The sequence below is a fragment of the Cupriavidus gilardii genome (genome assembly GCF_017598945.1).
Taxonomy (GTDB): Bacteria; Pseudomonadota; Gammaproteobacteria; order Burkholderiales; family Burkholderiaceae; genus Cupriavidus; species Cupriavidus gilardii_E.
Genome location: NZ_JAGFTW010000038.1, coordinates 49,970 through 73,412 on the forward strand (window position 1 = coordinate 49,970; position 23,443 = coordinate 73,412).

At 67.1% G+C, this 23,443-nt stretch carries 28 protein-coding genes; 1 reads left to right on the plus strand and 27 read right to left on the minus strand.

The features are described from left to right. Window positions 1–173: 173 nt before the first annotated feature. The 26 genes from J5T34_RS13920 to J5T34_RS14045 all read right to left on the minus strand — a co-directional run bounded on the left by J5T34_RS13920 (window position 174) and on the right by J5T34_RS14045 (window position 20,960). Window positions 174–1,268 carry a porin gene (locus tag J5T34_RS13920; RefSeq protein ID WP_174107856.1) on the minus strand — a complete coding sequence of 365 codons (1,095 nt, stop codon included), beginning with the start codon at window positions 1,266–1,268 and terminating at the stop codon, window positions 174–176. 236 nt (window positions 1,269–1,504) lie between these two features. Then, window positions 1,505–2,293 carry a twin-arginine translocase subunit TatC gene (gene tatC / locus J5T34_RS13925; protein ID WP_174107855.1) on the minus strand — a complete coding sequence of 263 codons (789 nt, stop codon included), beginning with the start codon at window positions 2,291–2,293 and terminating at the stop codon, window positions 1,505–1,507. Between the two features lie 125 nt (window positions 2,294–2,418). Next, on the minus strand, window positions 2,419–2,946 hold the full coding sequence (gene tatB / locus J5T34_RS13930; protein ID WP_208580263.1) for a Sec-independent protein translocase protein TatB: 528 nt from the start codon (window positions 2,944–2,946) through the stop codon (window positions 2,419–2,421). Between the two features lie 145 nt (window positions 2,947–3,091). Next, complete coding sequence (gene tatA / locus J5T34_RS13935) at window positions 3,092–3,340, minus strand: Sec-independent protein translocase subunit TatA (RefSeq protein ID WP_208580264.1); 249 nt, start codon at window positions 3,338–3,340, stop codon at window positions 3,092–3,094. Between the two features lie 151 nt (window positions 3,341–3,491). Further along, window positions 3,492–3,848, minus strand: coding sequence for a histidine triad nucleotide-binding protein (locus J5T34_RS13940; RefSeq protein ID WP_174107852.1), 357 nt, complete (start codon window positions 3,846–3,848; stop codon window positions 3,492–3,494). A 66-nt stretch (window positions 3,849–3,914) separates the two neighbouring features. Continuing rightward, a complete protein-coding gene (locus J5T34_RS13945; RefSeq protein ID WP_232206324.1) occupies window positions 3,915–4,322 on the minus strand; it encodes a DUF4870 family protein in 408 nt (135 codons plus the stop codon). A gap of 85 nt (window positions 4,323–4,407) precedes the next feature. After that, entirely contained in the window at window positions 4,408–4,800 is a 393-nt protein-coding gene (locus tag J5T34_RS13950; protein WP_208580265.1) for a phosphoribosyl-ATP diphosphatase, read from the minus strand. Next, window positions 4,800–5,207, minus strand: a complete 408-nt coding sequence (hisI, locus tag J5T34_RS13955) for a phosphoribosyl-AMP cyclohydrolase (RefSeq protein ID WP_208580266.1) — start codon at window positions 5,205–5,207, stop codon at window positions 4,800–4,802. The genes J5T34_RS13950 and hisI overlap by 1 nt, the downstream gene beginning before the upstream one ends. A gap of 2 nt (window positions 5,208–5,209) precedes the next feature. After that, window positions 5,210–5,980, minus strand: coding sequence for an imidazole glycerol phosphate synthase subunit HisF (hisF, locus tag J5T34_RS13960; protein WP_149319708.1), 771 nt, complete (start codon window positions 5,978–5,980; stop codon window positions 5,210–5,212). Window positions 5,981–6,058: 78 nt separating this feature from the next. Continuing rightward, complete coding sequence (hisA, locus tag J5T34_RS13965) at window positions 6,059–6,805, minus strand: 1-(5-phosphoribosyl)-5-[(5-phosphoribosylamino)methylideneamino]imidazole-4-carboxamide isomerase (protein ID WP_006575774.1); 747 nt, start codon at window positions 6,803–6,805, stop codon at window positions 6,059–6,061. 90 nt (window positions 6,806–6,895) lie between these two features. Continuing rightward, window positions 6,896–7,549: an imidazole glycerol phosphate synthase subunit HisH gene (gene hisH / locus J5T34_RS13970; RefSeq protein ID WP_208580267.1), complete on the minus strand. Its 654-nt coding sequence runs from the start codon at window positions 7,547–7,549 to the stop codon at window positions 6,896–6,898. A 138-nt stretch (window positions 7,550–7,687) separates the two neighbouring features. Next, on the minus strand, window positions 7,688–8,275 hold the full coding sequence (hisB, locus tag J5T34_RS13975) for an imidazoleglycerol-phosphate dehydratase HisB (protein WP_208580268.1): 588 nt from the start codon (window positions 8,273–8,275) through the stop codon (window positions 7,688–7,690). 4 nt (window positions 8,276–8,279) lie between these two features. After that, the gene (gene hisC / locus J5T34_RS13980; protein ID WP_208580269.1) at window positions 8,280–9,380 is read right to left on the minus strand and encodes a histidinol-phosphate transaminase; all 1,101 of its coding nucleotides are present in this window, start codon (window positions 9,378–9,380) and stop codon (window positions 8,280–8,282) included. Window positions 9,381–9,432: 52 nt separating this feature from the next. After that, a complete protein-coding gene (gene hisD / locus J5T34_RS13985) occupies window positions 9,433–10,761 on the minus strand; it encodes a histidinol dehydrogenase (RefSeq protein ID WP_208580270.1) in 1,329 nt (442 codons plus the stop codon). A gap of 31 nt (window positions 10,762–10,792) precedes the next feature. Then, entirely contained in the window at window positions 10,793–11,455 is a 663-nt protein-coding gene (gene hisG / locus J5T34_RS13990; RefSeq protein WP_149319713.1) for an ATP phosphoribosyltransferase, read from the minus strand. Between the two features lie 19 nt (window positions 11,456–11,474). Further along, window positions 11,475–12,740 carry a UDP-N-acetylglucosamine 1-carboxyvinyltransferase gene (gene murA, locus J5T34_RS13995; protein WP_208580271.1) on the minus strand — a complete coding sequence of 422 codons (1,266 nt, stop codon included), beginning with the start codon at window positions 12,738–12,740 and terminating at the stop codon, window positions 11,475–11,477. A gap of 16 nt (window positions 12,741–12,756) precedes the next feature. Continuing rightward, complete coding sequence (locus tag J5T34_RS14000) at window positions 12,757–13,020, minus strand: BolA family protein (protein ID WP_208580272.1); 264 nt, start codon at window positions 13,018–13,020, stop codon at window positions 12,757–12,759. 78 nt (window positions 13,021–13,098) lie between these two features. Continuing rightward, window positions 13,099–13,869 carry an ABC transporter permease gene (locus tag J5T34_RS14005; protein ID WP_208580314.1) on the minus strand — a complete coding sequence of 257 codons (771 nt, stop codon included), beginning with the start codon at window positions 13,867–13,869 and terminating at the stop codon, window positions 13,099–13,101. A gap of 77 nt (window positions 13,870–13,946) precedes the next feature. Next, window positions 13,947–14,984: an ABC transporter ATP-binding protein gene (locus tag J5T34_RS14010; RefSeq protein WP_208580273.1), complete on the minus strand. Its 1,038-nt coding sequence runs from the start codon at window positions 14,982–14,984 to the stop codon at window positions 13,947–13,949. Window positions 14,985–15,285: 301 nt separating this feature from the next. Then, window positions 15,286–15,660 (minus strand): STAS domain-containing protein, encoded by a 375-nt coding sequence (locus tag J5T34_RS14015; protein WP_208580274.1) that lies wholly within the window; start codon window positions 15,658–15,660, stop codon window positions 15,286–15,288. Window positions 15,661–15,826: 166 nt separating this feature from the next. After that, window positions 15,827–16,450: an MlaC/ttg2D family ABC transporter substrate-binding protein gene (locus tag J5T34_RS14020; RefSeq protein WP_149319718.1), complete on the minus strand. Its 624-nt coding sequence runs from the start codon at window positions 16,448–16,450 to the stop codon at window positions 15,827–15,829. Between the two features lie 183 nt (window positions 16,451–16,633). Continuing rightward, window positions 16,634–17,467: an MlaA family lipoprotein gene (locus tag J5T34_RS14025; protein WP_208580275.1), complete on the minus strand. Its 834-nt coding sequence runs from the start codon at window positions 17,465–17,467 to the stop codon at window positions 16,634–16,636. Continuing rightward, window positions 17,464–17,943, minus strand: coding sequence for an outer membrane lipid asymmetry maintenance protein MlaD (mlaD, locus tag J5T34_RS14030; protein WP_174107839.1), 480 nt, complete (start codon window positions 17,941–17,943; stop codon window positions 17,464–17,466). The genes J5T34_RS14025 and mlaD overlap by 4 nt, the downstream gene beginning before the upstream one ends. 49 nt (window positions 17,944–17,992) lie before the next feature. After that, window positions 17,993–18,781, minus strand: a complete 789-nt coding sequence (gene mlaE / locus J5T34_RS14035) for a lipid asymmetry maintenance ABC transporter permease subunit MlaE (RefSeq protein ID WP_244258900.1) — start codon at window positions 18,779–18,781, stop codon at window positions 17,993–17,995. Next, window positions 18,781–19,629, minus strand: a complete 849-nt coding sequence (locus J5T34_RS14040; RefSeq protein WP_244258901.1) for an ABC transporter ATP-binding protein — start codon at window positions 19,627–19,629, stop codon at window positions 18,781–18,783. Before J5T34_RS14040 ends, mlaE begins: the two co-directional genes overlap by 1 nt. A 185-nt stretch (window positions 19,630–19,814) precedes the next feature. Continuing rightward, window positions 19,815–20,960 (minus strand): Bug family tripartite tricarboxylate transporter substrate binding protein, encoded by a 1,146-nt coding sequence (locus J5T34_RS14045; protein ID WP_208580277.1) that lies wholly within the window; start codon window positions 20,958–20,960, stop codon window positions 19,815–19,817. 191 nt (window positions 20,961–21,151) lie between these two features. Between J5T34_RS14045 and J5T34_RS14050 the strand changes: the two genes are divergently transcribed. Further along, complete coding sequence (locus J5T34_RS14050; protein ID WP_208580278.1) at window positions 21,152–21,682, plus strand: GNAT family N-acetyltransferase; 531 nt, start codon at window positions 21,152–21,154, stop codon at window positions 21,680–21,682. Between the two features lie 176 nt (window positions 21,683–21,858). On the opposite strand, the gene J5T34_RS14055 is transcribed toward J5T34_RS14050, so the two are convergent. Continuing rightward, window positions 21,859–23,322 (minus strand): glutamate synthase subunit beta, encoded by a 1,464-nt coding sequence (locus J5T34_RS14055; protein WP_208580279.1) that lies wholly within the window; start codon window positions 23,320–23,322, stop codon window positions 21,859–21,861. Window positions 23,323–23,443 lie beyond the last annotated feature (121 nt).

The following is a 23,443-nucleotide window of genomic DNA, read 5'->3' on the forward strand; positions in this document are numbered from 1 at the left end:
ATCCGGTCACAGCGATCGCAGGGCATGAAGCAGGCACGGCTTGGAGCAGGCCCGCGTGGACTCATCGTCTGCACCTACCGGTATCGAAACCGCGCGCACAAAACAAAACGCCGGCATCCCGAAGGATGCCGGCGTTTCGACCAAGCTAACTTGATGCGATCGCTCGCGTCAAATTAGAACTTGTGGCGCACGCCAACGATGGCACCGAACTGGTCCTTGCCCGGCTCGACGTTGAACACCGGGGTCGAAGCGGTCGGGTTGTTGAAGCCAGCCACGCCCAGAGCCGAACCATCCTTGTTCAGGGTGTACGACAGCGAGGTGTAGATGTCGGTGCGCTTCGACAGAGCGTAGTCGCCGGTCAGCACGAATTGCCACGGATCAGCACCGCTGCGGCGGAAGTCCTGGTAGTACGCAGCACCCGTGACCGAGAAGGCCGGGGTCATTTGGTACGCCAGGCCAGCCCAGTACAGGTTCGACGTGGTCACGTCAGCACCGCCAACAGCGCCCGGCAGGACGGCGCCGTCAGATGCCTTCGCCCAACGGTAGCCCAGGAAGGCCTTGGCCGGACCGAAAGCGTACGTACCGGCGACGGTAGCGCGACGGATCACCGGAGCTTGGTTGCCTCCGGGAGCCAGCGAACCAACGTGCAGGTCGTCATAGGCAGCACCGATCGAGAACGGGCCAGCAGCGTAGCTCAGCAACGCGCCCATTTCGCGACCACCGACGTTGCGGCCAGCAACTTCCTGGCCGTCAGCGCGGAACGAGTACATGGCCGACGCGGTCAGGCCGCCGAACTTGCCGACGTACTTGACGGCGTTGTCAGCACGCGATTGGAACTCGACAGCTTGCGAGGTGATCGAGTAACGCGGAGCGATCGCCATCGGGTCGAACTGCAGACCGAAGTCGTAGAACGGGGTCTGTTGACGGCCCAGGGTCAGGGTGCCGAACTGGTTCTGCAGACCGACGTAGGCGCTACGACCGAACAGACGGCCGTCTTGGCCCGAACGGCCGTTGTCGAGATCGAAACCGCTTTCCAGCACGAACAGACCCTTCAGGCCACCGCCCAGGTCTTCCACGCCGCGCAGGCCCCAACGCGAACCGGACTGGCCGCCCGATTGCATGCGGAACAGGTTCTCACCCGTTTGGCCGGCGTTGTTGTTGTACTCGAGACCAGCGTCGACCACGCCGTACAGGGTCACGCTCGACTGGGCGTAGGCACCACCAGCGGCCAGGGCGGCGACTGCAGCTGCAAACAGTTTCATCTTCATATCGACACTTTCCTTGTCAACTGATTGGGAAATCTTGGGTTGCCCAAGTGCTTGGGCGACGCATTCACCATCACGTCTGAGGCGTATTATGTGTCAGGCTCCCCGGCGCTCAGAAGGCTTTTTCGTCGTAAACCGTTCCTGAGGGCGGCTTTTGTTGCTGGACAGCAACAGGAGAAACGGTGGTTTTCCCCGTTTTGGTGCAAAAAGGACGCAATGATTGCGCCCCACGGCACCAATCAGTCGGCTTGCGACTCTTTTGCCGCGCCGTCATTGGGCAACGGACGGCCGATGACCTTGGCCATCAACAGGCCAAGCTCGTAGAGCAGGATCAGCGGGATCGCCAGCAGCAGCTGGGAAAGCACATCGGGCGGCGTCACGATGGCCGCGATGATGAAGGCCCCGACGATCACATACGGGCGGATCTGCTTCAGTTTCTCCAGTTCCACTACGCCGAAGCGCACCAGCACGATGACGACCACCGGCACCTCGAAGGTGATGCCGAAGGCCAGGAATGTGGTCATCGCGAAGCCGAGATACTTGTCGATGTCGGTCGACATCTCGGCGCCCAGCGGCGCGTTGTAGTGCGCCATGAAATGGAACACCGTGGGAAACACCAGGAAGTAGGCGAACGCCACGCCGAACAGGAACAGCAGATAGCTGCTGGTGACCAGCGGCATGATCAGCCGCTTCTCATGCTGATAGAGCCCCGGCGCGACGAATTGCCAGATCTGGTACAGCACCCACGGCAACGCGATCAGGAAGGCGACCAGCAACGTGACCTTCATCGGCACGAAGAACGAGCCGGTCACGTCGGTGACGATCATCCTGCCGCCCTTGGGCAGCGACTCCATCAGCGGCCGCGCGAACAGATTGAAGATGTCCGGCGCCCAGTAGACCAGGCTGACGAATACCACCAGCACGCCCGCGACGGCCTTGACGATGCGCTCGCGCAGCTCCACCAGGTGCGAGATGAAGGTTTCCTGCTGGGATTCTTCTTGGGGATCGGGGGAACGCGATTCGCTCATGGCGGCAGCCGCTCAGCAGCGGTGGGCGGACAACAGGAAAGAGACAAGCGACATCGCGCGCGGCAAGGCGCGCGACGAACGTGCGGACCGGTCGGCCGCCGGTATCGGGGCGGACTGCCGCATGGTCACTCGAAGAAAGAACGCGCGGGGCGCGTGGCCGGACGGTGGCGCTTGACGCGGGCAGCGCCGGACTGGGCCCAGCCGCGGACATTGTTCTGGCGCTTGTACCACTTCGGCACGGCGGCCTGCTTGACGCGCCAGCTCTTGCGGCCGTTGTGCATCTTGTGCGCGGTGTCCCAGCTGGGGACATACGGCGCCGCGGACATGTCGCTGCCGCCGGACACGCCAGACACGCCGGTCTCGCCGGTGGCCTCCGACAATGCCTCGTTCAGCGACTGCGCCTGCTCGTTGACCTCTTTGTGGATGGTCCGCTCGACGTCGCGCGCGGCGTCCTCGAACTCGGTCCGCATGCGGCGCAGTTCGTCGAGCTCGACTTCGCGGCTGACTTCCGCCTTCACATCGCTGATATAGCGTTGCGCGCGGCCGACCAGCGCGCCGACGGTGCGGGCGACCTTGGGCAGCCGCTCGGGACCGATCACGATCAGCGCGACCGCACCGATCAGCGCCAGCTTGGAAATGCCCAGATCGATCATGCGGGATTCAATGCCAGTGCCGGGCGTGGCCGGGCGCAGTGCCCCGCGCCGCCGCCCGGAGGAAGAAGAGGATCAGTGTACCGGGCGACGGCGGGCCCGATGCGGGGCCGCGCCGGCCGGACGCCGACTGACTGCATGATCCGGATTACTGCTGCTGGCGCGACTTTTCCTTGGCGTCCACGTCGATCGTGGTCGAGTCGCGCAGTTCCTTGGGCGTACCGGTGGCGGTGGTGGTGTCCTCGCCCGCGGGAGCGTTGGGATCCTTCATGCCGTCCTTGAAGCCCTTGACCGCGCCGCCCAGATCCTGGCCGATATTGCGCAGCTTCTTGGTGCCAAAGACCAGCATGACGATCACCAGCACGATCAGCCAATGCCAAATGCTAAACGAACCCATTTTCCTGCTCCTGATGAAGCCCCGCGCGGCACCTTGCCACGCGGACCCGTTGTTTCCGTCCGAGCTCGCACGCCGGGCGACGGTAGCCGGCGCTGTTCCGTCCGCCGCAAGCGGTCGGACGTCATTCTCTACTCAAGCGTGCCGCGTCGGCCTACGGCAGCGCGACCTTCCATTCGGTCCGCGGCCCGCCCATCACGTGCAGATGCAGGTGATAGACCTCCTGACCGCCATCCGGACCGGTGTTGATCACGGTGCGGAAGCCATTGCCGCAACCCAGTTCCTGGGCCAGCTGCGGCGCCTTGAGCAGCATTTTAGCAAGCACATCGCCCTCGCCCGGGCCACAGGCTGCGAGCGAGTCCACATGCACCTTCGGAATGATCAGGAAGTGCACCGGCGCCTTCGGATGGATATCGTGGAACGCCAGCATGTCGGCGTCCTCGTACACCTTGCGCGACGGTATCTGGCCGGCGACGATCTTGCAGAAGATGCAATTCTCGTGTGCGTTCATGAAAGTTTCATTGCGAAGTGAAGGACACCGGCAAGCCCGACTCCAACCTGGCCCGAATGGCGCCGTCTAGAAACGCTGCTCCGGGTACATCGGCTTGCTGTCATTCAAATACAACCAGCCTTTGACAATACGGTAAAGAATCCACAGCGACAACAGGCCCCAGACAATGAAGGCCAGCGCGATGCCTACCACGGTGGCGAACAGCACGCCGCCGAGCACGGTCCACGCGACCGACCACCAGAACGAGCGGATCTGCCACGCAAAGTGCGATGCATAGAGCGTGCCGCGCGCATCGTCGCGCTTGACGTAGTTGATGATGATCGCGATCAGCGCGGTGATACCGCCGGTCAGCCAGAAAATCGCGTACAGCCCGTACAGGATGTGGGTCAGCTTGCGCAGGCTGTCGAGCTGCGCGCCGCCGCTGCTCGGCACCACCTGGCCGGGATAGTCCCGGCCGGGATAGTCGTTGCTCATTGCGCCTCCTTGCGTGTGCGCACGGTTCGGTCCAGACGATACTGTGCCACACGATACACCGCGGCCCGTCCAGGAGCCCCGGCGCTCACTTCGCCCCGGGCGTGCGCGACGCCTTCTCGGCCAGCCCCGACAGCCCCTCGCGGCGCGCCAGTTCGGCCACCACGTCGGCCGGGCTCAGGCCGAGGTGGGCCAGCAGCACCATGCTGTGGAACCACAGGTCGGCGACCTCGTAGACCACCTTGTCGAGCGCGGGCCCGGTCAAACCGGCTGCGCGCGCGTCCTTGGCGGCCATCACCGTTTCGGTCGCTTCCTCGCCGATCTTCTTCAGGATCGCGTCGTCGCCCTTGTGGAACAGCCGCGCGACATAGGATTGGTCGGGATCGCCGCCGTGTTCCGGCTTGCGCGATTCGAGCACCGCGGCCACGCGCGCCAGTACGTCGGCCAGCACGTCGGTCTGGTTCGCAGAAGAGTCGCTCATCAGTGATTGCTGCCGTAGATGGCCGAGGGGTCCTTCAGCACCGGTTCGACGGTCTGCCAGTCGCCGTCCTCGACGTCGCCCTCGAATTTCTGGAAGAAGCAGGAATGGCGGCCGGTATGGCAGGCGATGTCGCCGGCTTGCGTGACCTTCAGCAGCACCACGTCCTCGTCGCAGTCGAGCCGGATCTCATGCACCGTCTGCACATGGCCCGATTCCTCGCCCTTGTGCCACAACCGCTTGCGCGAGCGCGACCAGAACACCGCCTCGCCGAGCTCGACGGTGCGCTGCAGCGCCTCGCGATTCATGAAGGCGAACATCAGCACGTCGTTGGAGCCGACTTCCTGCACGATCACCGGCACCAGGCCGTGATCGTCCCATTTGACCTTGTTGAGCCACTTCTTTGCCATCGTCAAACCCGCATCGGAATGCCCTCGCGGGCCATGAATGCCTTCGCCTCGGCCACCGTGTGCTGGCCGTAGTGAAAGATGCTTGCGGCCAGCACCGCGTCGGCGTGGCCGATGCGGATGCCGTCGGCCAGGTCCTGCAGCCCGCCGACGCCGCCCGAGGCGATCACCGGCACGCCGACCGCGTCGCTGACCGCGCGGGTCAGCTCGAGATCGAAGCCGCTTTTGGTGCCGTCGCGGTCCATGCTCGTCAGCAGCAGTTCGCCGGCCCCGCGGCGCGCCATTTCGCGCGCCCATTCGACCGCATCGAGCCCGGTGGCCTTGCGCCCGCCGTGCGTGAACACCTCCCAGCGCGGCGGCTCGCCCGGGGCCGAGCTGCGCTTGGCGTCGATCGCCACCACGATGCATTGCGAGCCGTAGCGCGCGGTGGCATCCGACACCAGTTGCGGATTGCTGATCGCCGACGAATTGACGCTGATCTTGTCCGCGCCGGCATTGAGCAGCCGGCGCACGTCCTCGACGGTGCGCACGCCCCCGCCGACCGTCAGCGGAATGAAGACCTGCGAGGCCACCGCCTCGATGATGTTCAGCATCAGGTCGCGGCCGTCGCTGGTCGCGGTGATGTCCAGGAATGTGATTTCGTCCGCGCCCTGCTCGTCATAGCGGCGCGCGATCTCGACCGGGTCGCCCGCGTCGCGCAATTCGACGAAGTTGACCCCTTTGACCACCCGCCCATTGGTCACGTCCAGGCAGGGGATGATACGTTTGGCTAGCATCGGAATCCTTGCCACGCGGCGCGCGCAGGCGCGTCGCGACGCGGGCAGCAGCGCCCACCGGGGCGCGATGGCGACGGCTTACTTGTCGGCGCCGAGTTTGTCCGCGAGCGCCTGGGCGTCCGCGAAATTCAGGTCGCCGGAGTAGATCGCGCGGCCGCAGATCACCCCTTCGACGCCTTCGCTCTCGACCGAGCACAGCCGGTCGATATCGCTCATGTTCGACAGGCCGCCGCTGGCGATCACCGGGATCGACACCGACTGCGCCAGCTTGACGGTCGCATCGATGTTGATGCCCTGCAGCATGCCATCGCGGCCGATGTCGGTATAGATGATCGCCTCGACGCCGTAGTCCTCGTACTTGCGCGCCAGGTCGATCACCTCGTGGCCGGTCAGCTTGCTCCAGCCGTCGGTCGCGACCTTGCCGTCGCGGGCGTCCAGCCCGACGATGATGTGGCCGCCGAACGCCGAGCACGCATCCTTCAGGAAGCCCGGGTTCTTGACCGCGGCGGTGCCGATGATGATGTACGACAGGCCGTCGTCCAGCCACCGCTCGATCGTGTTCAGGTCGCGGATGCCTCCGCCGAGCTGGACCGGGATCTCTTCGCCGACCTCGGCAATGATGGCCTTGATCGCGGCCTCATTGCGGGGCTTGCCGACGAAGGCGCCGTTCAGATCGACCAGGTGCAGACGCCGCGCGCCCTGTTCCACCCAATGTCGTGCCATGGCGGCGGGCTCTTCGGAGAAGACGGTGGCCTGGTCCATATCGCCTTGTTTGAGGCGTACACATTGACCGTCCTTCAGGTCGATGGCCGGAATGAGCAACATAAGCGTGACGAGCGTGTTGAAGTAAAAAGGTTGTCCTGGCGTGACCGGCGCTGCCGGCCCGGCCTTGCCTGCGTCGAACGGCTGGGTGAATCAGGGCTTCCAGTCCACGAAGTTCCGGTAGAGCTGCAAGCCGAGCGCCGCACTCTTCTCGGGGTGGAACTGCGTGGCAAAAATATTATCTCGGGCCACCGCGCTGGTAAACACGACGCCATATTCGGTTTCCCCGGCAGTATGGGCGGAATCGCGCGGCTGCACATAGTAGCTGTGGACGAAATAGAACCAGCTCTGATCGGGAATACCCTGCCACAGCGGATGCGGCCTGGTCTGGCGAACGCGGTTCCAGCCCATCTGCGGCACCTTGTAGCGCGAGCCGTCCGGCTGCGTCATGCCATCGAGCTCGAAGCGGACCACCTCGCCGGGCATCAGGCTCAGGCATGGCGTGCTGTCCGCACCGGCCCTACTTTCCCTGCTGGCCTCGAACAGCATCTGTTCGCCAACGCACACGCCCAGCAGCGGCTTGCTGGCGGCGGCCTCGAGCACGGCCTCGCGCAGCCCCGAGGCGTTCAGCGCCGCCATGCAGTCGGGCATCGCGCCCTGGCCCGGCAGCACCACGCGCTCGGCGGCGCGGATGCCCTCGGGCGCATCGACGACGCGCACATCGGCGTCGGGCGCCGCACGGCGCAGCGCCTGCGCCACCGAGCGCAGGTTGCCCATGCCGTAATCCACAATTGCAATCGTAGTCATGATGTTGGAAACGGCCGTGGCATCGCGTGGCCGCCCCGTCGGAACGGTGGAGTTGGGTAGGTGGAGTCCGGTAGCGACCGGTCGGAGTCGTGGGCGGCAGGCAGGACGCCGCCGCCCTTCATCGGACCGGTATCGAGATCAGAGCGTGCCCTTGGTCGACGGAATCGTGTTGGCCGCGCGCGGATCCAGTTCCACCGCCATGCGCAGCGCCCGGCCGAAGGCCTTGAATACCGTTTCGCATTGATGATGCGCATTGATGCCGCGCAGGTTGTCGATATGCAGCGTTACGCCGGCGTGATTGACAAAGCCGCGGAAGAATTCGATGGTCAGGTCCACATCGAAGCTGCCGACACGCGCCCGGGTGAACGGCACGTGGAACTCCAGCCCCGGGCGGCCCGAGAAATCGATGACCACGCGCGACAGGCATTCGTCCAGCGGCACGTAGCTGTGCCCATAGCGGGTGATGCCCTTCTTGTCGCCGATTGCCTTGGCCACCGCCTGCCCCAGCGTGATGCCGACATCCTCGACCGTATGGTGGTCGTCGATATGGGTATCCCCCTTGGCCTCGACCTCGAGATCGATCATGCCGTGGCGGGCGATCTGGTCCAGCATGTGGTCCAGGAAGGGAACGCCGGAAGCCAGCAGCTGGCGTCCGGTGCCGTCCAGATTCAGGGCGACGCGGATCTGGGTCTCGGAGGTATTGCGGGTGACCTCGGCAACACGCATGGTGCTAATCCTGCAGCGAGGCGGCAAACGCCTCGAGAAACTGCGCATTTTCTTCGGGGGTGCTGACCGTCACGCGCAGACAGTTGGCCAGCAATGGGTGCATTTTACTCACGTTCTTGATCAGCACCTTGCGCGCGAGCAGCCGATCGAAGATTCGCGCGGCATCGGGCACGCGCACCAGCAGGAAATTGCCGGCGCTGGGGAACACCGTGACGCCGGGGTGCGCGGCCATCGCCGCGGCCACGCTGGCGCGCTCGGCACGCAGTTGCGCGGCCTGTTCGTCGAGCACGTCGACATGCTCGAGCACGAACAGCGCGGTCGCCTCGGTCAGCACGTTGACGTTGTACGGCGGGCGGACCTTGTCGATCTGCGCGAGCCAGGCCGGATCGCCGGCCAGATAGCCGAGGCGGATGCCGGCAAGACCCAGCTTCGACACGGTACGCATCACCAGCAGATTGCCGAACTCGGGCAGCCGCGGCATCCAGCTGTGCTGCGCGAACGGCTGGTAGGCCTCGTCGACCACCACCAGGCTGTGGCAGACCTCGCCCTGCGCGGCGCGCACGATGGCCTCCATGTCCTGTTCGTCGAACAGCGTGCCGGTCGGATTGTTCGGATACGCCAGGTAGATCACCGCCGGCTGGTGCTCGGCCATCGCCGCCAGCATCGCGGCGCGGTCCAGCGTGAAGTCCGCGCGCAGCGGCACGCCGACGAATTCCAGACCGGTGAACTGCGCCGACATCGCGTACATCACGAAGCCCGGCACCGGCGCCATCACCTTCGCGCCGGGCCGCGCCACCGCCAGCGCCAGCATGCTGATGATCTCGTCCGAGCCGTTGCCCAGCAGGATTTCCATGCCGGCCGGCACGTCCATCACGTCTTTGAGCCGCGCGCGCAGCGCCTCGCTGGTCGGCACCGGATAGCGGTTCAGCGCGACCTCGGCGAGCCGCTTGCCGAGCTGCTCGCGCAGCGGAGCGGGCAGCCGGTACGGGTTCTCCATCGCATCGAGCTTGATCAGACCGTGCGAATCGGCCACGTGATAGGCGCCCATGGCGCGGACGTCGTCACGGATGATTCGCTCGATCAGGGAAGGCTCGACTGCTGGCATGGATTCCTCTTCGGTTGGGGTAATGGGGCGGTACCGTTGCCGCCCCGGTAAATCAATTGCGCTTGAGCCGGTATTCCGCGCTGCGGGCATGCGCCTGCAGACCCTCGCCATAGGCAAGTTCCGCAGCGATCTGGCCCAGCATCTGCGCGCCGGCCTCGCTGACCTCGATCAGGCTCGAGCGCTTCTGGAAGTCATAGACGCCCAGCGGTGACGAGAAGCGCGCGGTGCGCGAGGTCGGCAACACGTGGTTCGGACCCGCGCAGTAGTCGCCCAGCGATTCGCTGGTGAACTGGCCCAGGAAGATCGCGCCGGCGTGGCGGATCTTCTCGGCCCACTGGCGCGGATTGAGCGCGGAGATCTCCAGATGCTCGGGCGCGATCGCGTTGGCGATGTCGCAGGCCTCGTCCATGTCGCGCACCTTGATCAGCGCGCCGCGGCCGCCGATCGAGGCCGCGATCACGTCGCGGCGCGGCATGTCGTCGAGCAGGCGGCGGATGCTGTCTTCGACCTTCAGCAGATAGCCCGAATCCGGGCACAGCAGGATCGACTGCGCCATCTCGTCGTGCTCGGCCTGCGAGAACAGGTCCATCGCGACCCAGTCGGGGTCGGTGCTGCCGTCGCAGATCACCAGGATCTCGGACGGGCCGGCGATCATGTCGATGCCCACCGTGCCGAACACGCGGCGCTTGGCCGCGGCGACATAAGCGTTGCCCGGGCCGACGATCTTGTCGACCTGCGGCAGCGTCTCGGTGCCGTAGGCCAGCGCGCCGACCGCCTGGGCCCCGCCGATGGTGAACACGCGGTCGACCCCGGCGATCGCCGCGGCCGCCAGCACCAGCGGATTGCGCACGCCGCCCGGCGTCGGCACCACCATGATCACTTCCTTGACCCCAGCGACGCGGGCCGGAATCGCGTTCATCAGCACCGACGACGGATAGGCGGCCTTGCCGCCCGGCACGTACAGGCCGACGCGATCGAGCGGCGTCACCTTCTGGCCCAGCACGGTGCCGTCGGCTTCCGCGTATTCCCAGCTATGGCTGCCGCATTCGATCTTCTGCTTCTCGTGATAGGCACGCACGCGCGCCGCGGCCGCCTCGAGCGCCGCGCGGCGTTTGGGTTCGAGCTCCTCGAGCGCGGCGTCCATCTCGGCCGGCGACAGCTCCAGCGCCGCCACCGACTCGGCCTCGACGCGATCGAAGCGCAGCGTGTATTCGAGCACCGCGGCATCGCCGCGAACCTTGACGTCGGCCAGGATCTGCGCCACGGCGCGCTCGATGGCCTCGTCCTCGCTGGCTTCGAAGGCCAGCAGCTGGCGCAGCCGCAACGGGAAATCCGTGCTGACCGAGTCCAGTCGGCGGATGTTCAGGCTTTGTTCCTTCATGACTCCATTCCCCGGGCCGTCGGCCATGGCATCACGCCACGGCCGCGGAGGCCCGTTCAAATGCTTCGAGGATCGGCGCCAGCCGCTCGCGCTTGAGCTTGAGCGCGGCCTGGTTGATCACCAGCCGCGACGAGATCTGCACGATCTCCTCGACTTCCACCAGATTGTTGGCGCGCAGCGTGCCGCCGGTGCTGACCAGGTCGACGATCGCGTCGGCCAGCCCGACCAGCGGACCGAGCTCCATCGAGCCGTACAGCTTGATCAGATCGACGTGGACGCCCTTCTTGGCGAAATGCTCGCGCGCGGTCTGTACATACTTGGTCGCCACCGCGAGCCGCGCCCCCTGGCGCACCGCGCGGACATAGTCGAACCCCGCCGGCACCGCCACCGACATGCGGCAGCGAGCGATATTCAGATCGATCGGCGCATACAGGCCGGCCATGCCGTGTTCCATCAGCACGTCCTTGCCCGCCACGCCGAAATCGGCGGCGCCGTACTGCACATAGGTCGGCACGTCGGAGGCGCGCACGATGATCACGCGCACGTCCGGGTCGGTGGTCGGCAGGATCAGCTTGCGGGAGGTTTCGGGGTCTTCGGTGACCTCGATGCCCGCGGCCGCCAGCAGCGGCATGGTTTCGGTGAAGATCCGGCCCTTGGACAGGGCCAGGGTCAGCTGATTCGGAGAAGGGCTCATCGTCTTGTTGGTCGCTGGGTCAGCCGGCGATGCGGCGAATGCGCGCACCCACTGCCGACAGCTTGTCTTCCATGCGGTCGTAGCCGCGGTCCAGGTGATAGATGCGGTCGATCACCGTTTCGCCGTCGGCAATCAGGCCGGCAATCACCAGGCTGGCCGAGGCGCGCAGATCGGTGGCCATCACCCGCGCGCCGGACAGGCGCGGCACGCCGGTCACCACCGCGGTATTGCCCTCGACCGCGATATTGGCGCCGAGCCGGTTCAGCTCCTGCACGTGCATGAAGCGGTTCTCGAAGATCGTCTCGGTGACCCGAGCGGCGCCGTCGGCCACGCAATTTAGCGCCATGAACTGCGCCTGCATGTCGGTCGGAAAGGCCGGGTACTCCGAGGTGCGAAAGCTGACCGCGCGCGGGCGCTGGCGCATCGACAACCGGATCCAGTCGGCGCCGCGCTCGACGCCGTGCTCGATGGTTGCGCCGGCTTCGGCCAGCTTGTCGAGCACCGCGTCGAGGATGGCCGGCGGGACATCGCGCACCACCACCTCGCCCAGCGTCGCCGCGGCGGCACACAGAAAGGTGCCGGCTTCGATGCGATCGGCAATCACGCGGTGCTCGGCGCCGTGCAGGCGCTCGACACCCTGGATCACCAGCCGGTCGGTGCCGATGCCGTCGATGCGCGCGCCCATGCCGACCAGCAGATTGGCCAGGTCGGTAACCTCGGGCTCGCGCGCGGCGTTCTCCAGCACGGTCTCGCCGTCGGCCAGCGTGGCCGCCATCAGCAGGTTCTCGGTGCCCGTCACCGTGATCATGTCGGTGACGATGCGCGCCCCCTTGAGCCGGCGCGCGCGGGCATGGATGAAGCCGTGCTCGATCGCGATCTCGGCGCCCATCGCCTGCAGGCCCTTGATGTGCTGATCCACCGGCCGCGCGCCGATCGCGCAGCCGCCGGGCAAAGACACCCGCGCGTCGCCCAGGCGCGCGACCAGCGGTCCCAGCACCAGGATCGACGCGCGCATGGTCTTGACCATCTCGTAGGGCGCCTCGGGCGAGGTGATCTCGCCCGCGTTCAGCGTCAGCTGCGTGCCGCTCTGCTCGGCGCGCACGCCCATCTGGCGCAGCAGCGTCAGCATGGTGCGCACGTCGTGCAGGCCGGGCACGTTCTCGAGCGTCAGCGTGTCGCCGGTCAGCAGGCTCGCGCACAGGATCGGCAACGCCGCGTTCTTGGCGCCGGAGATGCGGATTTCGCCGCGCAGCGAGCCGTTGCCGTGGATTTCGAGCTTGTCCATGAGGATCGGCGGCGGCTCAGCGCTGGCCGGCTTGTCCGGCCTGATCCCCCTGCCATTCGGCGGGCGTCAGCGTCTTCATCGACAGCGCGTGGATCTCGGCGCGCATGCGGTCGCCGAGCGCGGCATAGACGCGCTGATGACGCTGGATCAGCCGCTTGCCTTCGAATTCCGCGCTGACGATGGTGGCAAAGAAGTGCTGGCCGTCGCCCTCCACTTCGAGGTGTTCGCAGGGCAGCCCCTGGGCAATGTAGTCCCTGACTTGTTCAGGTGTAGGCAGCATGACTAATCTCGTTTCGTCGGTTTGCATCCCGCTGTCGCGCGCGTCGATGCGATCTGGTGTCGCAGTGCGGGTTCGCGATCAGTGGCGCAGCTTGTAGCCGCTCTGCAGCAGCCGCAGCGCGATCGCCGCGACCACCGCGAAGGCGCTTGCCACCACGGCCAGGCTGAACCACGGCGACACGTCGGAGACGCCGAAGAAGCCGTGGCGGAACCCGTCGATCATGTAGAAGAACGGGTTGGCGTGCGACACCTTCTGCCAGAACGCGGGCAGCGAGTGGATCGAATAAAACACGCCGGACAGAAAGGTCGCCGGCATGATCAGGAAATTCTGGAAGGCGGCCAGCTGGTCGAACTTCTCCGCCCAGATGCCGGCGATCAGGCCCAGCGTGCCGAGCATGCCGGCGCCCAGCAGCGCGAACACGACGATCCACGCGACATTGGCCACATGCAGGTCGGCGAACCAGACCGTCACCAGCAGCACGCCCAGGCCCACCGCGAGCCCGCGTACGACCGCGGCGGTCACGTAGGCGCCGAACATCTCCCAGTGCGACAGCGGCGGCAGCAGCACGAACACCAGGTTGCCGGTGATCTTCGACTGGATCAGCGACGACGAACTATTGGCGAAGGCGTTCTGCAGGATGCTCATCATCACCAGCCCGGGCACCAGGAAGGCGGTGTAGCTGATCTGGTCGTAGACGCGGACACGGTCCTCGAGCACGTGGCCGAAGATCAGCAGATACAGGATGGCGGTCAGCACGGGCGCGGCCACGGTCTGGAAGCTGACCTTCCAGAAGCGCAGCACTTCCTTGTACAGCAGCGTGCGAAAGCCGACCAGGCCGCCCACCGCCATCGGCGCCAGGTGCAGGCTGTCGTCGCCGCCGCCGCTGCGGGCGTCCCGGTCCGCGCGATCGAGTCCGGCTGGATGTTTCATACCGGGCTCTCCAGCGAGGAAGGGGTGGCATTGACGGGTTCGGCGCGGTCCGCGGCGCGCTTGCCGCCGTCGCGGTCCACATTGCCCCCCGCGTCGCCACCGTCGGCGCCGTCACGCGAGGCCGGCTTGCGCCCTTCCCTCCCCATGATCTGCACAAATACGTCCTCGAGGTCCGCCTTGTTGATTTCCATGTCTTCGATTTCGCAGCCCGCCTCGCGGCAGGCCGCCAGGATCGGTTCGACCACCTGGTAGCCGGACAGCCGCAGCCGGATCGCGCGCTCGCCCGGATTGGACGGCATCCGCAGCGGCTCGAGCGAGGCCGGCAGGCGTCCGGCCGACAGCCTCAGCACCAGCTGCAGGCCGGCGAACTGGCTCAGCAGGCTGCTGGTGCGGTCCAGCGCCACCACCTCGCCGAACTTGAGCATCGCGATGCGATCGCACAAGGCTTCGGCCTCTTCCAGATAGTGGGTGGTCAGGATGATGGTATGACCTTCGCGGTTGAGCCGGGAGATGAATTTCCACAGCGTCTGGCGCAGCTCCACGTCGACGCCCGCGGTAGGCTCGTCCAGCACGATCACCGGAGGACGATGGACCAGCGCCTGCGCGACCAGCACGCGTCGCTTCATGCCGCCCGACAGCTGGCGCATGTTGGCGTCGGCCTTGTCGGTCAGGTCCAGGTTGGCCATGATCTCGTCGATCCAGTCGTCGTTGCGCGTCAGGCCGAAATAGCCGGACTGCAGCCGCAGCGTCTCGCGCACGGTGAAGAACGGATCGAACACCAGTTCCTGCGGCACCACGCCCAGCATGCGGCGCGCCAGCCGGTAGTCGCCGACCACGTCGTGGCCATGCACGCGCACCTGCCCCGAGTCGGCGCGGTTCAGTCCCGCAAGAATCGAGATCAGCGTGGTCTTGCCCGCGCCGTTGGGGCCGAGCAGGCCGAAGAATTCGCCGCGCTCGACGCTGAAGCTGACGCCCTTGAGCGCCTGCAGATTGCGGTAGCGCTTGCGGACATCCTGGATTTCGATGGCTTTCATGGCCGATATCGTCTGGCGGGCGTGCGAGCGTCGCGCTGCCGCGCCGGGCTCCTGGAAATGGCGGGAACCGCCTGAGGGTGATACAGCTGCCGGCCTGGTCGCCCGCCTGGCTTGCCGGCTGCCGGCGTGGCAGGCGCATCGCGCGTTGGCGCGCGGCGGGGCTGACGAACGAATAACCCGGAATTATAGGGGATGCGGAGAAATCCCCGCTTGGGACGCGGCGTCGGCTGGCGGCCGGCGCCGAGGCATCGCGACGGTGCCGGCGCTGGCCATCGGCCGGCGGCTCACCGCGGATGCCGGTTCAATGTCGATGCAAGGCGGCTTGCCCGGCGGCAGCGGCGAGGGCTTCCGCGCCGGGTTCGGCGCCGGATGGGGGGCTCGATTGGGTGGCCGCAGCCATCGATGCCGGGGGCCGCGGCGACAGCGTCAGCAGCGTATCGACGCCGTACAGGCTGGCAAGTGCGGCCAGTTGCTGCGGCACGCCGACGAAGGCAACGGTCTGCCCGCGTGCGGCGGCATCGCGATGCAGTGCCAGCATGACGGCCACCGCCGACGAATCGACCTGTCCGAGCGCGCTGCAATCGATCTGCGCTTCGCCCTGCGCCACGCGCGCGGCCGCATCGCGCAGCACGGCGGCGGCGTTGCGGTTGGTCAGCGAGGTTCCGAGTGAAAGCATCGAATCGAGCAGGTCGGCAGGTAGGTCGGTAGGTCGGTCGGCAGAGATCGGGATCAGCGAAAGCCGGCGGCACGGGTGACGCATCCGGGCCAGGCCGGCATTGTAACGCGGCGCAGCATCGGCGTGCTGCGCCGCGCCGTCACGACATCCGCCGGCATCGCAGGGTTCAGCCCTTGGCGCTGGCCAGCTGGCGGTTGCGGTCCTGCAGGGTCTTGATCACGCCTTCGATGCCCTGCTGGCTCGCGATGGTGTTGAAGCTGCCCTTGTAGGCCTCGGTCAGCCAGGCGCCCAGCACGTTGATGTCATAGACCTTCCAGCCCTGCGGGGTCTTTTCCAGGCGGTAGTCCATCTGGATCGGCTCGCCCTTGTTGATGACCTGGGTGCGCACGGTCACCTCGGTGTCTTCCGGCGCGGCGCGAAACGGGCGGAACTGCACAGTCTGGTCGCGGATCTGCGAGACGGCGCCGGCGTAGGTGCGGATCAGCAGCATCTTGAATTCCTCGACGATCTGCTTCTGCTGCTCCGGCGTGGCCTTCGCCCAGTTGCGGCCCATTGCGATCTGCGTGGTCTTCTGGAAGTTGGCGTTCGGCAGGATCTTCTGCTCGACCAGCGCGGTGATCTTCGGAATGCTGCCGGCCTGCATTTCCTTGTCGGCCTTGACGGTGGCCATCACGTCGTCCACCAGCGCCTTGATCAGTCCGTCCGGCGTCGAGGTATCCGGGCTCTGGGCCATGGCCGCGCCGGCCATGGCGAAGGCGGCAATGAAGGGAAGCAACAGTCGCTTGAACATGGTTTTTCCTTGTCTATCCTGTTTCGCCGGGGGCGGCGGGGGTGCGTAGGTTGGAGAGCGCGCACCCCGGGCAAGTTCATGGTGCCGGGCGCTCGTGGCGCTCGCACCGGTTATCACAGTTTGTTGCAGCCGTGACGGCGCGCTCCCAACTGAAGTGAAGCGGCCATCTCACGGCGAGTCACATCAAAGGCCCAGGCGTCCCGGCGAGAACGACGGCGCCACCGGCGGCACCGGCATGGTCTGGCCCGGCAGGCTTTCGCCGGAGCCGGAGCTTGGCGGCTTGGGCTCGGCGTCGCTGTCGATGTCGTCGTCCTCGCGGTCCGGCGGATTGCCGTCATAGACCAGATACTCGCGGCGCTGCAGATAGGCGTCGCGCATGAACGAGTAGCGGTCCAGCGCGGCCATCTCGACCAGGTTGCTGGCGCCGAGCAGTTCGGCACGCGCGCTGACCACGCGCACGCCGATCAGCGAATTGCGCATCCATACCGGATGCAGGTAGGCGGTGGGATCGGCCTGCCGGTCGACCAGCATGCCGCCGGTGTCGCGCACCGTGCTCGGCCCGAACAGCGGCAGCACCAGGTACGGACCGGGCGGCACGCCCCACACGCCCAGCGTCTGGCCGAAGTCTTCCTTGTACTTCGGCAGGCCCGCCGGCGTGGCGATGTCGATCAGGCCGCCGATGCCCAGCACCGTGTTGATCGCCACCCGCATGGTGTCCTCGGCGAAGCGCGTCGGCTTGCCCTGCAGCAGGTTGTTCAGCGCCGAGTAGACGTCGCTGACGTTGGAGAACACGTTGCTGACGGCGGTGCGGACCGGCGACGGCACATAGTCGGCATAGACCTCGGCGACCGGGCGCATCACGCCCTTGTCGAAGTCCTCGTTGATCTTGTTGACTTCGCGGTTGAACGGCTCGAGCGGATCGCGCGGATTGGCGTCCGGCCCCGTCGCGCAGCCCGCCAGGGCGACCGCCATCGCGCCGGCCAACAGCCAGCGCCCGTGAACTCCCGAACCCCTCATTTCTCCGCTCCCGTGCCGCCCGCGTCGGCCGCCTTGTTGTACAGGAATTGCCCGATCAAGTTCTCCAGCACCACGGCCGATTGGGTCATCGTGATCCGTGCGCCGTCGGCCAGCATCGCGGTGTCGCCGCCCGCTTCGAGGCCGATGTATTGCTCGCCCAGCAGCCCCGACGTCAGGATCTTGGCCGACGTGTCCTTGGGGAACTGGTAGCGCTTCTCCAGGTTCAGCGTCACCGTGGCCTGGTAGTTCTTGTCGTCGAAGCTGATCTGCCCGACGCGGCCCACCACCACGCCGGCGCTCTTGACCGGGGCGCGCGCCTTCAGGCCGCCGATATTGTCGAAGCGGGCCTGCACGGTGTAGGTGTCCTCGAAGCTGAAGGCGCTCATGTTGCCGGCCTTGAGCGCCAGGAACAGCAGGGCCACGAAGCCGGCCACCACGAACAGCCCCACCCAGAAATCGAGTGCGTTCTTTCTCATCGGAATTCTCTAGTTCAACCAGCGGGATGCGACGGCGCCCATGCGGGGCTCAGGTACTGAACATCAGCGCCGTCAGCAGGAAATCGAGCCCCAGCACGGCGAGCGACGCGATCACCACGGTGCGGGTGGTGGCGCGCGACACGCCCTCGGGCGTCGGCTTGGCCTCGTAGCCCTGGTACAAGGCGATAAACGTCACGGCAATGCCGAAGATAAAGCTCTTGATGACGCCGTTCAGCACGTCGTCGCGCACATCGACGCCGCCCTGCATCTGCGACCAGAAGGCGCCGGCGTCGACGCCGATCAGCTGCACGCCGACGATGTAGCCGCCGAGGATGCCGACCGCGCTGAAGATCGCCGCCAGCACCGGCATCGCGATCACGCCGGCCCAGAAGCGCGGCGCCACCACGCGCTGCAGCGGGTTCACCGCCATCATTTCCATCGCGGTCAGCTGCTCGCCGGCCTTCATCAGGCCGATCTCCGCGGTCAGCGAGGTGCCGGCGCGTCCGGCGAACAGCAGCGCGGTCACCACCGGCCCGAGTTCGCGTACCAGCGACAGCGCCACCAGCAGGCCCAGCGCCTGTTCGGAGCCATAGCGGTTCAGCGTGTAGTAGCCCTGCAGGCCGAGCACGAAGCCGACGAACAGGCCGGACACGGCGATGATCACCAGCGACAGGTTGCCGACGAAGAAGATCTGGTCCGACACCAGCCGGAAGCGCCGCAGCAGCGACGGCGACATCCCGAGCATCGCGAAGAACATCCGCGTGGCCATGCCCAGCCCCTCGACAGTCTGGCGGACCGCCGAGCCGATCATCGCGATGGCGTTGTAGAGCGCGCCCATCACCGCCCCGCCCCGCCGACGAAGTCCTCGGCGAGCGACGGTCCGCCGTAGTGGAACGGCACCGGGCCATCGGCCTCGGCATGCACGAACTGGTGGACGAAGGGGTCGGTCGAGGCGCGCAGCGCGTCGGGCTCCCCTTCCGCCGCGATGCGGCCTTCGGCGATGAAATACACGTAGTCGGCGATCTGGAAGGTCTCGTGCACGTCGTGCGACACGATGATCGTGGTGGCGCCGAGCGCGTCGTTCAGCGTGCGGATCAGGCGCGCGGTCAGGCCCAGCGAAATCGGATCGAGCCCGGCAAAGGGCTCGTCGTACATCAGCAGCGAGGGGTCCAGCGCGATCGCGCGGGCCAGCGCCACCCGGCGCGCCATGCCGCCCGAGATCTGCGCCGGCATCAGGTCGCGCGCGCCGCGCAGGCCCACCGCGTTGAGCTTCATCAGCACCAGATCGCGGATCATCGATTCGGGCAGGTCGGTGTGTTCCCGCAGCGGGAAGGCGACGTTGTCGAACACCGACAGATCGGTAAACAGCGCGCCGAACTGGAACAGCATGCCCATCTGCCGCCGTGCCGCATAGAGGCCGGCGCGGTCCAGCGTCGGGATATCGGCGCCGTCGAAGCGGACATGGCCGCGCTGCGGCCGGACCTGGCCGCCGATCAGCCGCAGCACGGTGGTCTTGCCGCAGCCGGAGCCGCCCATGACCGCGACGACCTTGCCACGCGGGATCCGCATGGACAGGCCCGACAGGATGGGCTTGCCGCCCGCCGCGTAGGCGAAGTCGACCGCTTGCAGCTCGACGAGGTTGGGTGTGGTTTCAGTCACGTTGGCATCGCTAGGGACGGTCGGCATTATAAGTGCTAATACCTATACTCGTCCGTGCGCGTGCCGGGCAATGCGCCCGCGATGAAATGCTGCATGGCAGCGCGACGTGCACTATCGAGCGACGAAGCGGATTTGTCGGCCGCGGCCTGCTGGGAAAGCCGGCCCAAGCCGCAGTGAAAGACGGGAAACGCCGCCGACCGGCGCCCCCGCCGTCAAGGTTCCACCGGCCTTCCCGCCTGGCGCAGAATCACCTGCCACTGGATCGATTCGGATCGGATCGAGGTGGCGAAGGCCTCCGGCGAATCGCGCAGCGGTGTCAGCCCGACCGATTCCAGCCGGCGCCCGACATCCCCCTCCCGGACCACCTCGTCCAGCACCGTGGCCAGCTTGGCCACGATCGCGCGCGGCGTCTTGGCCGGCGCCAGCACGCCCAGCCACGGCCCGGCGCCGTAGCCGTCCAGTCCACTCTCATGCAGTGTCGGCACGCCGGGCGCTAGCGAAGAACGCGCCGAGCCCGCCACGCCGAGCAACCGCAGCGTGCCCTCGCGCACATGCTGCTGAACCGCGGCGAAATTGCAGAAACAGGCGCTGATGCGGCCGGCCAGCATCTCCTGCACCAGCGCGGCCTCGCCCTTGGCGGTGACCAGCGGCACGCCGTTCGGGATGCCGCGCACCGCGTATTCCGCGTACAGATGGGCCGGCGTACCGGCCTGGGCGGTGCCGACGCTGTAGGCGCCGGGATTGGCCCGCACCGCGGCGACCCACTGCTGCGGCGTGCGCATCGGCAGCCGCGCGTCGATCACCAGGAACAGCGGCATCGCCGCCACGCGCGCCACCGGCGTGAAATCGCGGACGACGTCGTAGGGCAGCGGCTCCACGCCGGACTGGATCAGCATGGTGGACTGGTGCAGCAGCAGCGTGTGGCCGTCGGAACTGGCCTTGGCGACCACATCGCCGGCGGTGGTGCCGTTGGCGCTGGGGCGATTGTCGACCTCGACCGGCACGCCAAGCCTGGCGGTCAGCTTCTCGGCGAGGGTCCGGGCAATGGCGTCCGGCACGCCGCCGGCGGGAAACGGCACCACCAGGCGCATCGGGCGGGCGGGGAAGGACATCGAGGCGGAGCGCCCCGCGGTGGCGGCCGGTGCCGCGGCAGAGGCAGAGCCAGCGGCCAGCGCGCCGCTGGCCGGGATGAGGACGGCCGACAGAAGGCACGACAGAAAGCACATCGGAACCACCGCGCGCCTGGGGCCTGACGCCGCGCCCGGTCGTGCATCGCGCGCGCCGGTCGCCGTCACGGCGGGGAAGTGCAACGTCGCCTTACCTCGCCAAAGCCGCGCAAGCATGCGTACTTCGGGCATCAAGATCCTCCGGGGCGCCGCGCTGGCGGGGCGCCTGGATTGGCTGACAGGGGTGAGCGAGGCAGCGTTGTTCTTGCTCTGGCCGATTGTACGGAGTCGGTTCCGGCCAGCACAGACCGCGTTAACCATAGCCGGGTCAACCCCGACGCACATGGCGCGGCACTGCGCTGTGCCGCCCTATAATCCGCGCCATGTCCGAATTCCTGTTGCGGCCGATGGCGGCGGCCGACCTGCCCGAAGTGCTGGCGGTACAGGCGCAGTGCTACCGCCCCGAACTGATCGAATCGGCCGACGCGCTGGCAAGCCGCCTGGCGCTGGCGCCGACGCTATGCTGGGTCGCCGCGCACGCCGACGCGCCGCAGCGGCTCGCCGCCTATCTGCTGACCCACCCATGGCCGCGCGAGACGCTGCCGTCGCTCGACGGCGTACTGCCGGAACACGGTGTCGCCGCGGGCCGGACGCCGCTGACCTGGTTCATCCACGACATGGGGGTCGCGCCTGCCGGACAGGGGCAAGGCCTGGCGAAACGGCTGTATGCGAAGGCGCGGCACGGCGCGATGCGGGCCGGCCTGCGCTGCTCGCGGCTGATCGCGGTACAGAGCGCGGCGCGCTGGTGGCAGGGGATGGGATATGCGCCGGTGACGCTTGCCGGGGAAGCGGCGACGAAGCTGTCGCGCTATGGGGAGGGGGCGGTGGTGATGGGGAAGGAGATCGGGGAGTAGTGTCGGGTGGCGGTGGCATGAGGTACGCCGCTGCCCTCTCCCCGGCCCTCTCCCGCAAGCGGGAGAGGGAGAACACCATCAGCGGCACAAGGCTGCCGGTTTGCTCCCCTCTCCCGCGTGCGGGAGAGGGGCCGGGGGAGAGGGCAACCAGCGCCTCCCCCCGCGCCAGCGCAACTTCAGCGCGGCAGTTCCGAATGCCCCATCAGGAAGGCATCGACCGAGCGCGCGGCCTGGCGGCCTTCGCGGATCGCCCAGACCACCAGCGACTGGCCGCGGCGCACGTCGCCCGCGGCAAACACCTTGGGCACATTGGTGAAGTACGCGCGCCCGCCTTCGGTCGACGCCTTGGCGTTCTTGCGCGCATCGGTGTCGACGCCGAACGCTTCCAGCATCGAGCCCACCGGGTTGGTGAAGCCCATCGCCAGCAGCACCAGGTCGGCCTTCAGCACGAACTCGCTGTCCGGCACTTCCTGCATCTTGCCGTCCTTCCATTCGACGCGGCAGGCCTTCAGCGCGGTGACCTTGCCGTTCTCGCCGATGAATTCCTTGGTCGCCACCGACCAGTCGCGCTCGCAGCCTTCCTCGTGCGACGACGAGGTGCGCAGCTTGATCGGCCAGTACGGCCACACCAGCGGCTTGTTCTCTTCTTCCGGCGGCTGCGGCAGCAGCTCGAACTGGGTCACCGACACCGCGCCATGGCGATTCGAGGTGCCGACGCAATCGGAACCCGTGTCGCCGCCGCCGATCACCACGACGTGCTTGCCGTCGGCGCGGATCTCGTTGGGGCCGTCGCCGGCCACTTCCTTGTTCTGCGGAATCAGGAATTCCAGCGCGAAATGCACGCCCTGCAGATCGCGGCCCGGCACCGGCAGATCGCGCGGCACTTCGGCGCCGCCGGCCAGCACGACCGCGTCGAACTGGTCCATCAGCTCCTGCGCCGAGATGGTTTCGCGCGCGTAGTTCTTGATGCCGGCCGGCAGCTTGCCGTCGGTCACCATCACGCCGGCGCGGAAGGTCACGCCCTCGGCCTGCATCTGCGCCATGCGGCGGTCGATCAGCGTCTTCTCCAGCTTGAAGTCGGGGATGCCGTAGCGCAGCAGGCCGCCGATGCGGTCGTTCTTCTCGAACACCGTGACATCGTGGCCGGCACGCGCCAGCTGCTGCGCGGCGGCCAGGCCCGCCGGGCCCGAGCCGACCACGGCCACCGTCTTGCCGGTCTTGTGCTGCGGCGGCTGCGGCTTGACCCAATCCTCTTCCCAGGCCTTGTCGCCGATCGCACGCTCGATCGACTTGATGCCGACCGGGTCCTCGTTGATGCCCAGCGTGCAGGCGGCCTCGCACGGTGCCGGGCAGATGCGGCCGGTGAACTCGGGGAAGTTGTTGGTCTGGTGCAGCACGTCGATCGCCGACTTCCAGTCCTGGCGATACACCAGGTCGTTGAAGTCCGGGATGATGTTGTTGACCGGGCACCCGTTGTTGCAGAACGGAATGCCGCAGTCCATGCAGCGCGCGCCCTGCACCTTGGCTTCGTTGTCGCTCAGCCGGAATACGAATTCCTTGTAATGCCGGACCCGCTTCGGTGCCGGTTCGTAACTCTCGCTCTGGCGCGGAAATTCGAGAAAGCCAGTCGCCTTGCCCATGTCGCTTCCTTGGGTTGTGCTCGGGGCGCAGCGCGACACGCGCGCGCCCCGTTGTGAGGTCATTGTGGTGTGGTGGACGGCGGGGACCAGCCCGGCGCCGTCCTGGCCGAACTGCCTGCGC

What these genes read in the sequence shown, in the direction of transcription:
- J5T34_RS14050 (WP_208580278.1), top strand. Translation starts at nt 21,152, where the DNA reads ATGTCCGAATTCCTGTTGCGGCCGATGGCGGCGGCCGACCTGCCCGAA.
- hisA (WP_006575774.1), bottom strand. Translation starts at nt 6,805, where the DNA reads ATGTTGCTCATTCCGGCCATCGACCTGAAGGACGGTCAATGTGTACGC.
- murA (WP_208580271.1), bottom strand. Translation starts at nt 12,740, where the DNA reads ATGGACAAGCTCGAAATCCACGGCAACGGCTCGCTGCGCGGCGAAATC.
- tatC (WP_174107855.1), bottom strand. Translation starts at nt 2,293, where the DNA reads ATGAGCGAATCGCGTTCCCCCGATCCCCAAGAAGAATCCCAGCAGGAA.
- J5T34_RS14010 (WP_208580273.1), bottom strand. Translation starts at nt 14,984, where the DNA reads ATGAAAGCCATCGAAATCCAGGATGTCCGCAAGCGCTACCGCAATCTG.
- J5T34_RS14025 (WP_208580275.1), bottom strand. Translation starts at nt 17,467, where the DNA reads ATGAGGGGTTCGGGAGTTCACGGGCGCTGGCTGTTGGCCGGCGCGATG.
- hisI (WP_208580266.1), bottom strand. Translation starts at nt 5,207, where the DNA reads ATGGCAAAGAAGTGGCTCAACAAGGTCAAATGGGACGATCACGGCCTG.
- hisD (WP_208580270.1), bottom strand. Translation starts at nt 10,761, where the DNA reads ATGAAGGAACAAAGCCTGAACATCCGCCGACTGGACTCGGTCAGCACG.
- J5T34_RS13950 (WP_208580265.1), bottom strand. Translation starts at nt 4,800, where the DNA reads ATGAGCGACTCTTCTGCGAACCAGACCGACGTGCTGGCCGACGTACTG.
- hisB (WP_208580268.1), bottom strand. Translation starts at nt 8,275, where the DNA reads ATGCGTGTTGCCGAGGTCACCCGCAATACCTCCGAGACCCAGATCCGC.
- J5T34_RS14005 (WP_208580314.1), bottom strand. Translation starts at nt 13,869, where the DNA reads ATGGCGGTGGGCGGCCTGGTCGGCTTTCGCACGCTGCTGTACAAGGAA.
- J5T34_RS13940 (WP_174107852.1), bottom strand. Translation starts at nt 3,848, where the DNA reads ATGAACGCACACGAGAATTGCATCTTCTGCAAGATCGTCGCCGGCCAG.
- J5T34_RS14040 (WP_244258901.1), bottom strand. Translation starts at nt 19,629, where the DNA reads ATGCCGACCGTCCCTAGCGATGCCAACGTGACTGAAACCACACCCAAC.
- tatB (WP_208580263.1), bottom strand. Translation starts at nt 2,946, where the DNA reads ATGATCGATCTGGGCATTTCCAAGCTGGCGCTGATCGGTGCGGTCGCG.
- J5T34_RS14055 (WP_208580279.1), bottom strand. Translation starts at nt 23,322, where the DNA reads ATGGGCAAGGCGACTGGCTTTCTCGAATTTCCGCGCCAGAGCGAGAGT.
- mlaE (WP_244258900.1), bottom strand. Translation starts at nt 18,781, where the DNA reads ATGGGCGCGCTCTACAACGCCATCGCGATGATCGGCTCGGCGGTCCGC.
- J5T34_RS14000 (WP_208580272.1), bottom strand. Translation starts at nt 13,020, where the DNA reads ATGCTGCCTACACCTGAACAAGTCAGGGACTACATTGCCCAGGGGCTG.
- hisC (WP_208580269.1), bottom strand. Translation starts at nt 9,380, where the DNA reads ATGCCAGCAGTCGAGCCTTCCCTGATCGAGCGAATCATCCGTGACGAC.
- J5T34_RS13920 (WP_174107856.1), bottom strand. Translation starts at nt 1,268, where the DNA reads ATGAAGATGAAACTGTTTGCAGCTGCAGTCGCCGCCCTGGCCGCTGGT.
- J5T34_RS13945 (WP_232206324.1), bottom strand. Translation starts at nt 4,322, where the DNA reads ATGAGCAACGACTATCCCGGCCGGGACTATCCCGGCCAGGTGGTGCCG.
- mlaD (WP_174107839.1), bottom strand. Translation starts at nt 17,943, where the DNA reads ATGAGAAAGAACGCACTCGATTTCTGGGTGGGGCTGTTCGTGGTGGCC.
- tatA (WP_208580264.1), bottom strand. Translation starts at nt 3,340, where the DNA reads ATGGGTTCGTTTAGCATTTGGCATTGGCTGATCGTGCTGGTGATCGTC.
- hisG (WP_149319713.1), bottom strand. Translation starts at nt 11,455, where the DNA reads ATGAGCCCTTCTCCGAATCAGCTGACCCTGGCCCTGTCCAAGGGCCGG.
- J5T34_RS14045 (WP_208580277.1), bottom strand. Translation starts at nt 20,960, where the DNA reads ATGCCCGAAGTACGCATGCTTGCGCGGCTTTGGCGAGGTAAGGCGACG.
- hisH (WP_208580267.1), bottom strand. Translation starts at nt 7,549, where the DNA reads ATGACTACGATTGCAATTGTGGATTACGGCATGGGCAACCTGCGCTCG.
- J5T34_RS14020 (WP_149319718.1), bottom strand. Translation starts at nt 16,450, where the DNA reads ATGTTCAAGCGACTGTTGCTTCCCTTCATTGCCGCCTTCGCCATGGCC.
- J5T34_RS14015 (WP_208580274.1), bottom strand. Translation starts at nt 15,660, where the DNA reads ATGCTTTCACTCGGAACCTCGCTGACCAACCGCAACGCCGCCGCCGTG.
- hisF (WP_149319708.1), bottom strand. Translation starts at nt 5,980, where the DNA reads ATGCTAGCCAAACGTATCATCCCCTGCCTGGACGTGACCAATGGGCGG.